Annotated in this window: 19 protein-coding genes and 1 pseudogene; 1 reads left to right on the forward strand and 19 read right to left on the reverse strand. The window is 59.8% G+C overall.

Annotated elements, in window-relative coordinates; translation table 11 throughout:
- The first annotated feature begins 228 nt into the window (after nt 1-228).
- The gene (locus G3N96_RS05090) at nt 229-951 is read left to right on the forward strand and encodes an SOS response-associated peptidase family protein (RefSeq protein WP_206136491.1); all 723 of its coding nucleotides are present in this window, start codon (nt 229-231) and stop codon (nt 949-951) included.
- 203 nt (nt 952-1,154) lie between these two features.
- On the opposite strand, the gene G3N96_RS05095 is transcribed toward G3N96_RS05090, so the two are convergent.
- The 19 genes and pseudogenes from G3N96_RS05095 to G3N96_RS05180 form a co-directional block, all read right to left on the reverse strand.
- Nucleotides 1,155-1,304 carry a hypothetical protein gene (locus tag G3N96_RS05095; protein ID WP_206136492.1) on the reverse strand — a complete coding sequence of 50 codons (150 nt, stop codon included), beginning with the start codon at nt 1,302-1,304 and terminating at the stop codon, nt 1,155-1,157.
- 80 nt (nt 1,305-1,384) lie between these two features.
- Nucleotides 1,385-1,651: a hypothetical protein gene (locus tag G3N96_RS05100; RefSeq protein ID WP_206136493.1), complete on the reverse strand. Its 267-nt coding sequence runs from the start codon at nt 1,649-1,651 to the stop codon at nt 1,385-1,387.
- Nucleotides 1,652-1,662: 11 nt separating this feature from the next.
- A complete protein-coding gene (locus G3N96_RS05105; protein WP_206136494.1) occupies nt 1,663-1,851 on the reverse strand; it encodes a hypothetical protein in 189 nt (62 codons plus the stop codon).
- 392 nt (nt 1,852-2,243) lie between these two features.
- Nucleotides 2,244-2,468 carry a hypothetical protein gene (locus tag G3N96_RS39105; RefSeq protein WP_241022488.1) on the reverse strand — a complete coding sequence of 75 codons (225 nt, stop codon included), beginning with the start codon at nt 2,466-2,468 and terminating at the stop codon, nt 2,244-2,246.
- 540 nt (nt 2,469-3,008) lie between these two features.
- Entirely contained in the window at nt 3,009-3,308 is a 300-nt protein-coding gene (locus tag G3N96_RS05110; protein WP_206136495.1) for a hypothetical protein, read from the reverse strand.
- A 14-nt stretch (nt 3,309-3,322) separates the two neighbouring features.
- On the reverse strand, nt 3,323-3,658 hold the full coding sequence (locus G3N96_RS05115) for a hypothetical protein (RefSeq protein ID WP_206136496.1): 336 nt from the start codon (nt 3,656-3,658) through the stop codon (nt 3,323-3,325).
- A 173-nt stretch (nt 3,659-3,831) separates the two neighbouring features.
- Nucleotides 3,832-4,059, reverse strand: a complete 228-nt coding sequence (locus G3N96_RS05120; protein WP_206136497.1) for a hypothetical protein — start codon at nt 4,057-4,059, stop codon at nt 3,832-3,834.
- Nucleotides 4,060-4,089: 30 nt separating this feature from the next.
- Nucleotides 4,090-4,461, reverse strand: coding sequence for a DUF6283 family protein (locus G3N96_RS05125; protein ID WP_206136498.1), 372 nt, complete (start codon nt 4,459-4,461; stop codon nt 4,090-4,092).
- Between the two features lie 181 nt (nt 4,462-4,642).
- Nucleotides 4,643-5,074 carry a hypothetical protein gene (locus G3N96_RS05130; protein WP_206136499.1) on the reverse strand — a complete coding sequence of 144 codons (432 nt, stop codon included), beginning with the start codon at nt 5,072-5,074 and terminating at the stop codon, nt 4,643-4,645.
- Nucleotides 5,075-5,081: 7 nt separating this feature from the next.
- Nucleotides 5,082-5,258, reverse strand: a complete 177-nt coding sequence (locus G3N96_RS05135; protein ID WP_206136500.1) for a hypothetical protein — start codon at nt 5,256-5,258, stop codon at nt 5,082-5,084.
- 15 nt (nt 5,259-5,273) lie between these two features.
- Nucleotides 5,274-5,819 carry a hypothetical protein gene (locus G3N96_RS05140; RefSeq protein ID WP_206136501.1) on the reverse strand — a complete coding sequence of 182 codons (546 nt, stop codon included), beginning with the start codon at nt 5,817-5,819 and terminating at the stop codon, nt 5,274-5,276.
- Nucleotides 5,820-5,842: 23 nt separating this feature from the next.
- Nucleotides 5,843-6,283, reverse strand: coding sequence for a hypothetical protein (locus tag G3N96_RS05145; RefSeq protein WP_206136502.1), 441 nt, complete (start codon nt 6,281-6,283; stop codon nt 5,843-5,845).
- Between the two features lie 503 nt (nt 6,284-6,786).
- Nucleotides 6,787-7,005 (reverse strand): hypothetical protein, encoded by a 219-nt coding sequence (locus tag G3N96_RS05150; protein WP_206136503.1) that lies wholly within the window; start codon nt 7,003-7,005, stop codon nt 6,787-6,789.
- A 10-nt stretch (nt 7,006-7,015) separates the two neighbouring features.
- A complete protein-coding gene (locus G3N96_RS05155) occupies nt 7,016-7,699 on the reverse strand; it encodes a hypothetical protein (RefSeq protein WP_206136504.1) in 684 nt (227 codons plus the stop codon).
- Between the two features lie 68 nt (nt 7,700-7,767).
- Nucleotides 7,768-8,415 (reverse strand): hypothetical protein, encoded by a 648-nt coding sequence (locus G3N96_RS05160; RefSeq protein WP_206136505.1) that lies wholly within the window; start codon nt 8,413-8,415, stop codon nt 7,768-7,770.
- 27 nt (nt 8,416-8,442) lie between these two features.
- Nucleotides 8,443-9,072 carry a hypothetical protein gene (locus G3N96_RS05165; RefSeq protein WP_206136506.1) on the reverse strand — a complete coding sequence of 210 codons (630 nt, stop codon included), beginning with the start codon at nt 9,070-9,072 and terminating at the stop codon, nt 8,443-8,445.
- Between the two features lie 25 nt (nt 9,073-9,097).
- Nucleotides 9,098-9,937 (reverse strand): A24 family peptidase, encoded by an 840-nt coding sequence (locus G3N96_RS05170; protein WP_206136507.1) that lies wholly within the window; start codon nt 9,935-9,937, stop codon nt 9,098-9,100.
- Nucleotides 9,925-10,695 (reverse strand): hypothetical protein, encoded by a 771-nt coding sequence (locus G3N96_RS05175; protein ID WP_206136508.1) that lies wholly within the window; start codon nt 10,693-10,695, stop codon nt 9,925-9,927. Before G3N96_RS05175 ends, G3N96_RS05170 begins: the two co-directional genes overlap by 13 nt.
- Nucleotides 10,682-11,332: pseudogene (locus tag G3N96_RS05180) on the reverse strand (hypothetical protein); the annotation flags it as partial. The pseudogene G3N96_RS05180 and the gene G3N96_RS05175, both read right to left, overlap by 14 nt.

Genomic DNA, 11,332 nt, shown 5'->3' on the forward strand with positions numbered 1-11,332 from the left:
GCTTGCTCAAAGGATCGCGAACCGAAGGGCCTCACGGAGATTGGCAGGCCCGTTACGTGCCGGGTCGCGGTCGGCCGCGGTCACGACCAGACCGAGCACACGTTTTTCCAATGCGACGAATGCGGATCGGTTTGGGTTCGCCTGGTCGATAGCGGAGCCGGCGGCCACGGTCGATTCATGAGGCGACTGACTGCCGACCTGTTCTAAAACTGACGGCGAGGATTCACCGTGTGCACTACCTACCGCGCGCCAAACGAAGATCCGGGCATCAACGAACTGAAGCTCGGCATCAGCGACCTGTTCCGGCGCGACCCGTGGGCCCTGGATGTATGGCCCGACTACACTGCGCCAGCCGTGCTACCGGATGGCGATGATGCGATCATCGTCGCCGGCGTGTACGGCCTCTGGCCGAAATTCATGCAGCCCGAGAAGATCCTTCCGAACGGCAAGAAGCTGCACAAGTTCAGCACATACAACTCGCGCGCCGAGGAGGTCAGCATCAAGCCGACGTTCAAGAAAGCTTGGGCGGACGGACAGCGATGCCTGATCCCGGCCGCATATGTGTTGGAGCCCTCCTACCCTGATGCGAAGCTGGATGAAAAGGGCAAGTGGGTCAAAGGCCCTTGCGTGTGGCAGAGGATCGGCGTGGCCGATGGGTCGACGTATTGCGTCGCCGGGATCTGGAAGCGATATCCAGATCGCGACGGCCGGCCGTTGATCGGCGTCTCAATGCTCACGCTCAACGCCGACAATCACCCGCTGATGAAGCAGATGCACGGACCCGAGGACGAGAAGCGCTCGATCGTGATCCTGCGGCCGGCCGACTACGACGAATGGCTGCACACGGAGAACGTTGAGGCTGCGCGCGCCATCATGCAGTTGCTGCCGGCCGACGAAATGCGGGCTGAAACGACGGACTCACCGAAGCGCGCCAAGGCAAAGGCCGCTTAGACCTCTTTGAATTTCGACGTCGCCCAATCATACGACTCGTCGAGATCGCATTCACAGGCGTTCCACCATCCGCCATCCCATTCACCATGCTGCCATGTTTCAGGTGGAAACGGATTTGCACTGAAATTCACTCGCCTACGGTACGCCTCTGCACCCTGATCGAACGGTATCGGCTCCGGGGTCAATTCCATGTTCATCCGATCTCACTTCATGGCGTCGAGACGCGCGTACAAGCCATCAATTTCCGCTTGCATCGTGCGGTTCTCTTCCTCGTTCGCGTCCATCTCGTCTGAGAGCACGCTGATCCTCGCCAGTATTTGCTCTTGGGTCATGCTTTCCTGTTCTTGCGTCATGGTCGGCCCTCGTTGATTGGCGACGAATTTGTGGCAATCCGAATGCAATATTCCGGCCCACGCTACTGCCGCTTCCCGATTTAGACAGTGAGGTGTTGAAGCTTCTCACCGACCAATGCGTGATAAAGCTCATGGCAGTTCTCGGGCGTCCATTGCTCCCAGTCCATGCAGTCATCGAACTCCACAGGCTGAACCAGTGTCGAACGCAGCGCCTTTCCTGCATGGGCCAAGCAGAACGCACCAACCACATTGGGGTTGTCGGCTCCACGGAACCAGCTCGATGATTGTTCGGCAACATTGACCATCTGCTTCGTCTCTTCGCAGTACAGCGTGATGCTATGACTCATGAGCAATACCTCTATGCGGAATTGCGCACCGCGATCGCGGCCCGAAGCTGAACCATCTTCGCTTCGCACGCCTGCTCAAGCTCTTCGTCGTTGACCGCCATTGCAAACGACTTGATCGCCATGAGGAGCACATGCGGCTCGTGCGGTCGACTCGCTCGCTCGATACCGAGCAATTCCAACGCTTCGTCCAATTTTTTCATGTCCATTACCATGCCAACGTTGCAATAACGTGCCGGGAGTGAGGCGCGGCATCACGGCTCCCGTTTCTCAGAAACTGATCGTATCGTCCGGCACATCGATCCCATGGTGCACCCGGACAGCCTCACGGAAAGCACCCCACTCGTCCGCGTCGGCCGCCTCGTGCGTGCAATGGAGGCACTGGTCCGCGCCGGCCAACTGCTCGGTTACGGTACGATGCACGTCGATCCCAAAACGCTTGCTGTTCGCCAGTCCGTGTACTGCGCAATGGCAGGCCGTTCAGTTCCTTGACGTGGGCAATCCAGCAAGTCTGCACCACGATGCCATGTCGCTTCTTTACGAACGTCTGAACGTCCTTGTAACTCGCCATGACGCGCCCTCCTGCGCCGCAGCCCTATACAGGCTGAACGTCAAAGTGCGTAGCTGCATAGCGCGCGTTGCAGTTCCAGACCGCCGCTCCGTCACGCATGAACGTTGCCCAACCATCCTTCACGACCATCCTCGCACCCGGAAATACGGCACTATGACCATTAGCGGCCGCACCCAATATCGTGCGCTCACGGCACGTCGCTTCGTACTCGCCGTCAGCCAGAATTTCGTCGGCTCGTTTGCTGCTCATCTTGTTTCCCGTTGTCAATCCGACTTCCTATCCGCCTGATACAGGCGATCACGCACGGCCTTGGCGCGACCGCCGTTTGCCTAGTCGTGCCAGTTCCAGCGATGTGTCATGAACGTCAGCCATGCACAGAATGTCGCGGTGCCAGGGGCGACCGCGATCGCCGGGCCGACGACGATTGCGCCCCACGGCATCGACTCCGTGCCCTCGACTGATGCCAGTTTGGCCGCTGCGCAAATAACCACTGCCACAGGCGCTAGCCAACACCAGACCCCGACTGTCAAAGACAGCCACCGCTGCTTAAACGTCCGATTGTGCTCTTCGTCCATGACCGATTCAATTTTCGTTGGTTACACGTTGGTCACCGTAGCCATATTCGCCATGGCCGTCCGGTGCACGAGTTTTCCTAGCTCAGCTCGTACTTGATCCGTCCAGCCCACGAACCAGCGAACAATACGTCTCTTGTACATAACTGACTTCGCTCCGCTTCCTCAGTGCCAGTCGGGCCGGCGATTTCCTAATCTCACGCTGTTCCCGGTTTCATTAATCTCGCGGTTTCGCACCGCAGATCGCATTCGAAGCAATCTCGATTAGCCGCGCATATGAGCCTGCGTCGCCGTGCGGATTGCCGCGCAGCTTTCGAATTTCGCCAGTTTGCCGGTGCCAGTCGAACTCAGCGGCGCTCCACAACTGTCGCTGTATGTCTTCCAGACTGGCGGGCTTTTTCGATTGCATTTGTACGAGACAAAAATCATGGACAAACGCGTCGAATTCCCTCGAAGCCGGTGCCCATGGGCGTAGCGCATTCGTAGCAACAGTGTTTCCTCGGTCTTCGCTTTCCATAGCCCCCTCGATGATCAGTGTCGTTCGCCGCGAACGGTATAAACGACAATCTCGCCCTTCCTGACGAAGTGCGTTTCGCCGCCGCCTTCCTTGGTCACTTCGATATCCTCGGTCACCTCGAAATGGGTTCCTTCGCGCACATGTCCCATCAAATTCAGCAAACGCTTTTCGGTAGGGACGAGATGCTCTTGAATCGCGCCAAAAATCCCGTCAGCCTGGTCGCCCACAAATCCGCGCGAGCTAACCGAGCCCACAGCCGGATTTTCGATATAGAGGGAGGTGATTGTTTGCTGTGTCATTGTGATGTTCTTCCGATTTTCGTCTTCGTTGTCAGTAGGTCGGCGGTTCATCGCCAGTAACAGCCTTGTATCGCGCCGCAGCGTCTGCGTCGGTCCACGTCGCGAGTGCGTCGCGATCTAGGTTACGTTAGGCCGAGAATGGCAAACGCCAAGCAGTCTTTCCAGCGCGGTAGACGTTCCGTTTTCGCAACTGCTTTCATCGCCTTCCCTCGTTTTCCGATCAGTTAGGACGCTCCAGCGACTGCATCCGGATCGCGCATCCACATGGCGAGGGCTTCCAGTTCGTCAGCGGTGAAATAGCCATCAAGCTGGATCCTTTGCCGACCGTCTTCCTGCTCGCCAATGTCGGTGTCGATGTATTCGAGGTTGTTGCGAATGCTGTCAGCAGTCAGCATGATGGTCGGCATCGCGAGAAGAATTGCCTTGGCCTGGTCCGGTGTCATCGTGCTCATAATGTTTTCCGTTCTATCCCATTGTCCTCGTCATAATTTTCCGTCGTCTACGTTCGTCGCACGCAGCTTGTTCAAAACCTCTTGGTAATTCTCGTGCAGTTCAGGCCAGTCGGGACCGGGTTGCAGCGCGGACGTGTCCAGACGCTTCGACGCGATCGCCAGCCGCACGCTTGGATGGCGATGCCCGACCGTTGTCAACCAGCCCGCGCAGGCGAACTCTTCACCCGGCTTCGACTGGTGACACGCAAAGATGGTCGCGCCGAAATCCGGTCCCATACCACGCTCGTCGGGACACGTCGCGGCCAAATTCTCGGCAAGCGTGATATCAAAATTCGGGATATCGGCGGCCGTCGCGTCTACCCGCCATGGGCAGGATGGACACGGCTTGTTGAGTTTGTTCATGGCACACGCCTTCATCGACGTTTTCCGTTGTGAAGATCAGTGCTCAACCGGTTCAAGGGCATGGACGATCCAGTGGCCGACCAAGAGCATTCCTACCATCCAACACATTACTACCGCCAAACGCGGCCAGAAGCCCCACGATTTATCGGACGTAGCTTTGTTGTTCATGAGTTTTCCTCTGTCAAATTCCGGCCACGCGCATAGCGCCGTTCGTTTCACCCTCTCCGAGCGGACGCGCGAGAACAGCTTCGTTCACCTCGTTGCCACGGCAACCAATCGTAACGCCAGCTTTTAGCCCCGCAGCGACTATGCCAACAAGATGCAATGCATCCGCCATGTCGGGGACGCTCGGCTCTTCGAGGTTTAGGCTCGGTTCCAGGTCATCGCCAATGACAAAAGTGATGGGATGGCCGGCCGAAGACTCGTGTTCGTCGCTTATGTCGGCTGCAAGGTAGTCAGCGCCATTGTGACGGTACGCCCACACTCGAATCCTAGGCTCAAACCCGTTCAGCTTTCTCTTCGCGGCTAAGACAACCTTGTCCGCCCACACCAGCACTGAAGCCGGTGTATCAGTCAAGCCGCTGGCTGGAAGTCTGCAAAGTGGCTCCATCATCGTTTTCCTATTCGTGGGCGCGCAGCAGGTCAAGCGAATCACTGAGCACATCCGCGGCATCGGCGTGCAGGGCAGCGATTGCGCCGTCGAGGTCCGTACCTGATGGCATCTTGTGCGATTCCGCTGAGTCGCGCAGTACGTTGATCGCGAGGCGAAGCGCATCGGCGAGGGTCACGTCAGCCATGGTCGTTTTTCTTGGTCAATCAATCAAATCGGCTTCGGCTTGAGCAATGAGCGGGATCACGGCCCCGACCGGGGGCGCGTCGCCATCGATCACCCTGAAATAGCCTTTCCCCGTACCTTCGTCATACTCCACAAGCACCGCGTCAGCGATGGCCTCATAGAGCATGTCCGAGACGTCGCCCCATAGCGGCTTTTTGCCATGAGTAACCGTGAACTCCGCTCCGTCGCTACCGCAGCCGGGAAACAGATGGCTAGGCATATCCGGGGCTGACGCCACGTCCACATTCCCGATAGTCACGCAGCAGGCGGTGCGCGACAGGCAAGCACGGCACAACGCATACTCGACGTACTTCGGATCACGATACGACGGCCGCAAGAACACGGCCTCGATGCTGCCGCACGCGCACTTGTACCGACTGCGATCCCCCTGTTGAGGAACGAGACCGGCGAGACGCACGCACTCGGCGATATGGGCTTCGGCATCAGCTTCATCGCGCCGCGCGCGCGACAGACGGACGAGCCCGAGTCGCGAGAAGATCCTGTCAAGTAGAGTCTGATCCACGTGTTCTCTCTTGTTTCCAATGCCTATTGGGGCCGCGAGCCTAGCTTCGCCGCGCCGACAGAGACAGCCACTATGCTCGCGCTAACAAGCATCGCTACGGCGTAGTTGTACAGGCCATCGCGCATGCCTACGTGATGCGTCAAGATGCCGAGCAAAACAAGCGCAGCGACGAGGCCCGCTGTAACGGCGAGCGAGAACCAATCACCTAGCATGCCGACTGCACCGAGCAAGTCCATCCCGAACGCTTTGATCTTCTTCATCAGTGTTTTCCGTTTCAGAGTGGCTTCACCGAGACATACGGAGGCAACGGATGGATCGTCGCACCAGTCGACGGTTCGAACCAGACAGGCTGCATCCACTTGGTAGCGACGGCCGGTACTCGTGCGAAATTCGTCCCCGCCGACAGGGCCATCGCTGGCCTGGTTCTTGAACCGCAGCCTCACACGATCCCAACCCCGTTTCATGTGCTTTCCTTGGTTACAACGTCGCCGGCGTCGGCATCCGGCGCGGACCGTCGTCGTCAAGCCAGTCTTCTATGCGCCTGGTTATCGATGGTCGTAGCGATATGGGATAATAATGGTACGCAGCGCGTACCATGTCAAGCATTCTTTTGGCTTCGCTTGGGCGCTTCGAGCAAGCGCGCAATTGCTGCACGCGCAAGATCGGGAAGCGGTCGGTGGTCCTTTGATGTCTCGGGCATTCGATACGTCTTCAACGCGCGAGAGTTAATGCCTGACGCTTGCGCGAGTTCATCCCAAGTGAGCCCAAGCTGCTCCTTGGCGGCCTTCAAAAACGATTGTTGGTCAGAGTTCGACATGATCCTGATGGAGATACGCGGTGCGTACCATGATACTCCGTCCAGACTCGGCTGATTTATCGGCATTTCGCCCGCCGTCTTTACCTGGAAAGAGGAACTGCCCTTGTCATGCCCGCCGGCCACCGATCCGGGGGCTTCGCCTGCGCCAGGTCAGCGCTCGCATTTCGCTTCGAGCACCAAGGCAATTCGCTCCGGATCTCTCGGGGGCAATTCGCGCCGCAGATCGCGCATCAAGCCGATACCTCGATGCAAGGCCAGCCCGCAAAACTCGCCTTCCGGCATCCTTGCGTCGTCAGCCGCCTCGCGCATGCGCCGGTAGTCCTCGGGGTGCATATCGAGCACGACGGCGACCTTCTTGACACTTTTCATATCGATCACCTCACATGCGAGAACGTGCCGGCGCGGCGCTGTTCGCCGCATTTTCGGCCGGCGCAACGTAGTCGTAGATCGGCCAGCCATGGGCCTCGGAAAGGGCATTTGCATACGCCGCGGCAAGTTCATGAGAGCCGTGGTCACCGACGCATTCAACCCCGCCCGTCCGGTAATGGACGTACACAGAGAAGAATTGGGGGCTTTCGTTATCGACTTCGCAGAAACTCGCATCCGAATTGGATGGGTCAACGAACTCCCTCACACCCTGAATTTCGAGAGCATCAAAACGGTCGGGGCGGTTCCCGATAATGCCGTCCGCGAACCGCTCGTCCGTGGCCTCGCTGATGCTTCGGCTTTCGGCCTTCTTCGCGGCCAATGCCACCCGCAGCAGCGGGACATATTCCGACCCGAGCGCGTTCGCGCCGGCGTTCGACTCCGCCTCGAGCGCGAAGCCGATAGCGGAGGCGGTTTCCCACGGCGAAACGCCCCCCGACGCCGGCCAGGCCAGACGCTTCGTCTCCTGCCAGAAGCGCTTCAGCGAGTCTTCCGTTGCTCCGGCTCGGACGAGACCGGCGATCAGTTCGCTGCGGGAATGCCCCGCACCCCCGATTTCCCTGTCGAAAAAGTGCTTCCACTTGACCAGTGCGATTGCCTTCGAAAGTGGCAGCGCGACGTTTGGATCTTGAGACATTCGACACCCTCACAGTATGCGTATCGATATAACGATACACATACTAACTCACGCGTCAAACTGCCGCCTCAATGCAGGAGATCGACAGAACGAAGGGCGAGGATCGCAAACGCATACACGAGAACCTCCCTGCCGGCGAATATCATGCGATCGACGGCTACAGCCCCTTCGGCGCTCGATACGCGCCAAGCGTGTTTCGCCACGATCACGGCCAGAATCGCCGTGAAGACCCACGGCGTCACAACGTCCGGCATGATGGCCGCCCCGACACCGAGCAGAAAGCCGTCACGAATACCAGCAATCACGTCGTGCAGCGGTGCCGGGTACAGCCCAAGGCTCAACACGAACGGCTGGCCCGGCTCGGTTGGCATATAGGAGGGTCGGCCGCGATCGGCGCTTTGCGCGAGCGATGGCCACCGCTTCACGAGCACGGGACCGACCAGATGCTGCCATGCCATACCCGCGACGAGCGGATAGAACACGGCGAGCAGCACGAGACAAAGCGCGTATACACCCCCACAGAAAACGGCTGTCGAAAACAATTCTGCGCGACTGACCAATCCTTCTGGCTTCGGGGCCGCCGCGATGGCATGGGCGATCGCCGGCTGAAGTGTGCTCTGTCGAGCAGCCAGATCAAGGCTCAAGATCGCTGCCTCGATCGAAACCACGATCAGAATACCGATTGCTGCCGAAAGAATGAGTTTCCCAACTTTCATGTTGCCTGCTCCGGTCAAGGATCGCGCTCAGAAAAGCGCCGGTTGCGACAGATCACGTTCCGGCGAATTCACCGGAGCGCGGCCGACGCGCGCCGGGTCGTCCCGCTTCGTAGGTTCATATATCGTGCCGCCGTTACTCAGGTTCTTGAATAGCGCCTCGATCGCATCGATGGCGCTGACGTAGGCGATCGGTTTGCCAGGCACGAACCAGCCAGCGTTGTGCGGGATGCTGTCGTTGAAGCAGCAGCCGAGCCGTCTCGCGAGAATCCCGAGCGCGTCCGCAATGTCGATGGGCATGGCATGAGAGGGTTCAACCGAGAGAGCGCACTTCGACACCGCCGCAATCGCGGAAGACAAGACCGCCGGCGGTGGCCCATCGTTCGCCCCATCCTCCAGTGGACCACCCGAGCCGGCAGGCTCCTCCCACCTCATCAAGCGCTCGAGATCGGCCGAACTCATGGAGCGCGTACCCGTCTCGTCCATCACCACTTTCCACGAAGAAGTCATCTGCGTCAGGACGTATCCCGTAATCTCGTATCCGCCAGGATGAAAGAGACGCTTCGTCCGTTCGCGAACCTTGCTGGAAACGGCGTGCTGCGGCAACGCCAGATCCTCCGCCGGTGACGCGGCTTCGTCTCGCTGCTGCTCCAGTGACATTCTCTGATCTCCGACTTTTATGGGCCTACAGCGCCAACGGCAGGCCCGCAAACAAGGTAAAGGCACCCGCAAGCGCAATGAACGGGCCGAAGGGCATTGCTTCGTCGCTCGACGCCACACCACGCAGCATCAACCACACGCCATGCGCCGCTGCGAATGCGAACGAGAGGAGGAAGACTTGGCTCAACGACGCGACGCCGAACCATGCGCCTATCGCGGCGAACAGCTTCAGATCGCCGAATCCGAGGCTCTCTCGGCCGCTGATAGCGCGCGCCGCGTACAGCACCACGGCAAGCGCCGCATACCCCGCTATCGCCCCAACCACGGCCGCACGGAACGTTGTGAAAACGCCCGCGAAATTGAAGACAAGCCCGGCTGCAATCATGGGGAGAGTAATCACGTCCGGCAGGAAACCTGTCTCCGCGTCGATGCATGCCAGCGTCAGCAGACTTGCTGCGAACAGGTAGCCAGCCAGAGCCTTCACAGACACGCCGAAGCGCAGCATCACGAAGATGGCCAGCACCGCGGACAGGATCTCGATCAGTGGGTAGCGCCAGTGAATTGCCGTGCGACACTGGCTGCACCGGCCTCGCAAGATCAGATAGCTCAGCACGGGAATGTTCTCCCACACTCGAAGCTGATGCCCGCACGCGGCGCATCCCGAACGAGGCACGACCAGGTTGTAGCTTCCGGGTGCCTCCGATTCGCCGTGAGCCTCGTGACGCGCCCACTCGCGGGCGAGCATGATCGGCAATCGATGAATCACCACAGTCAGGAAACTGCCGATCACGAGACCGACGAGCGCAACGAGGCCGGAACGGATCGGCATGGGCACGGCAGCAAACTCCATTATCACGTGTTGCATTCGCCCACCTTGGGTTCTGCCGCCGGAAACATTGCCAGCGCCTCGTCACACTGCGTCAGGATGGCCACTGCCCGCCTCCTGACACCTTCGATGCCTCGCCAGGTGTCAAGCACACCCGAGGCCAATACAGCCCGGACAGCGAGCCCGATTTCTTCGCTTCTCCCCCACTCGCTTATCTTCACACCGCTAAGCGTCTCGATTTCGGCGATTGCGTCGTGCGTCCGCCTAAAGCGTTGTGTGCGGGCTTCTATCTCCTTCGTGATCCGCTCTTCGTCGCCTTGTCGCAGGCGATGGATCTCGGCGCTAACAGCGGCCTTCACAAGATCCTCATCTGCGGCACTCGCACGGCGCAGCATCGCGGCCACAAATGCACGTGTGACCGGCTCGGCAGCGAGCTTGGGTGCCGCCACCGCCTGACGCAGCTTGCCTCCGGCGAGGGCGCGGTAGTACCCCCAAGTCGGGGGCAATTCCCCATCGAGAATCACTCCATCCGGGGCCACCACCCACCACCGATCGCAAAACCGTTGCACGGGTGCCGATTTCGCAGGATCTTTCAGTTCGCGGAGCCAGTCCGGCCGGCTGACCTTGATTTCGAAGCCTTGGACTTCGAGACCACGCGAATCATGCATATTGACCGCAACCGCATCCGCCCACCTGTTACGCTGAGCACCAGTCGCGTCGCCCACTTCGAAGAAGAGTGCCCACTCGGGCGCGCAGAAGCGCGAGAGAAGAGCCGCCTTCACTTCAGCGGTTTGCACGGCTACCTCCTGCGTGCCGGCCCGGATCGGTGATGAGAAGGGCGTCGATCGTCGAGAACAGTTTGGTGACGCGCGCTGGCGGATCGTTCTCCCACTCGACGAGCGAGAGTTCCTCTCGCGCCTGGCGAAGCGCGCCCGTCATCCCGCCTCGAACGTCTGCCAGCGCGGGAGGCAGCGAGGCGGCGTAGAGAGGGCGTACTTTGTGGAAGTCCGCGAGATCCGGTTGCTGCAAGCGCTGAGCCGTTTCGGCATTGCAGTTGTGCCAGTCGCCTTCGTATCCGGGCGTGAGAACCCTGTATTGCCACTGCGCCACCGGTTCCGCTGCCTGCGCGGAGGCATATGCAATCTCGACACGCCACTCGTCGGAGCGCGCAGCCGTCTCGGCGAGCAGGGCGGCAGTCGGAGCGCCATCGTTCCAATGCCGACCGTCCGACACCCATTCCCCGCTCACGGTATTTCGGCGCAGCACACGATAGGCGATCGCCTTTGCCCCTTCCGCCGCCGTCTCGTTGGCAGAGGAGCCACAGTTGCGCGATACGCGTGCGGCGAAGTCGAGAAGTGCGGCCGATGGATTGGCCGCATAAAATTCGACCGCCGTTCGTTGGTCCTCCGTCATGTTGGCAGAGGAGGCGCGGGC

Source organism: Burkholderia sp. Se-20373, assembly GCF_017104705.1.
GTDB lineage: Bacteria > Pseudomonadota > Gammaproteobacteria > Burkholderiales > Burkholderiaceae > Burkholderia.

Coding starts and splice junctions, on each gene's coding strand:
- G3N96_RS05095 (WP_206136492.1), bottom strand. CDS start 1,304: ATGACGCAAGAACAGGAAAGCATGACCCAAGAGCAAATACTGGCGAGG.
- G3N96_RS05100 (WP_206136493.1), bottom strand. CDS start 1,651: ATGAGTCATAGCATCACGCTGTACTGCGAAGAGACGAAGCAGATGGTC.
- G3N96_RS05105 (WP_206136494.1), bottom strand. CDS start 1,851: ATGAAAAAATTGGACGAAGCGTTGGAATTGCTCGGTATCGAGCGAGCG.
- G3N96_RS39105 (WP_241022488.1), bottom strand. CDS start 2,468: ATGAGCAGCAAACGAGCCGACGAAATTCTGGCTGACGGCGAGTACGAA.
- G3N96_RS05110 (WP_206136495.1), bottom strand. CDS start 3,308: ATGGAAAGCGAAGACCGAGGAAACACTGTTGCTACGAATGCGCTACGC.
- G3N96_RS05115 (WP_206136496.1), bottom strand. CDS start 3,658: ATGAACCGCCGACCTACTGACAACGAAGACGAAAATCGGAAGAACATC.
- G3N96_RS05120 (WP_206136497.1), bottom strand. CDS start 4,059: ATGAGCACGATGACACCGGACCAGGCCAAGGCAATTCTTCTCGCGATG.
- G3N96_RS05125 (WP_206136498.1), bottom strand. CDS start 4,461: ATGAACAAACTCAACAAGCCGTGTCCATCCTGCCCATGGCGGGTAGAC.
- G3N96_RS05130 (WP_206136499.1), bottom strand. CDS start 5,074: ATGATGGAGCCACTTTGCAGACTTCCAGCCAGCGGCTTGACTGATACA.
- G3N96_RS05135 (WP_206136500.1), bottom strand. CDS start 5,258: ATGGCTGACGTGACCCTCGCCGATGCGCTTCGCCTCGCGATCAACGTA.
- G3N96_RS05145 (WP_206136502.1), bottom strand. CDS start 6,283: ATGAAACGGGGTTGGGATCGTGTGAGGCTGCGGTTCAAGAACCAGGCC.
- G3N96_RS05150 (WP_206136503.1), bottom strand. CDS start 7,005: ATGAAAAGTGTCAAGAAGGTCGCCGTCGTGCTCGATATGCACCCCGAG.
- G3N96_RS05155 (WP_206136504.1), bottom strand. CDS start 7,699: ATGTCTCAAGATCCAAACGTCGCGCTGCCACTTTCGAAGGCAATCGCA.
- G3N96_RS05160 (WP_206136505.1), bottom strand. CDS start 8,415: ATGAAAGTTGGGAAACTCATTCTTTCGGCAGCAATCGGTATTCTGATC.
- G3N96_RS05165 (WP_206136506.1), bottom strand. CDS start 9,072: ATGTCACTGGAGCAGCAGCGAGACGAAGCCGCGTCACCGGCGGAGGAT.
- G3N96_RS05170 (WP_206136507.1), bottom strand. CDS start 9,937: ATGCAACACGTGATAATGGAGTTTGCTGCCGTGCCCATGCCGATCCGT.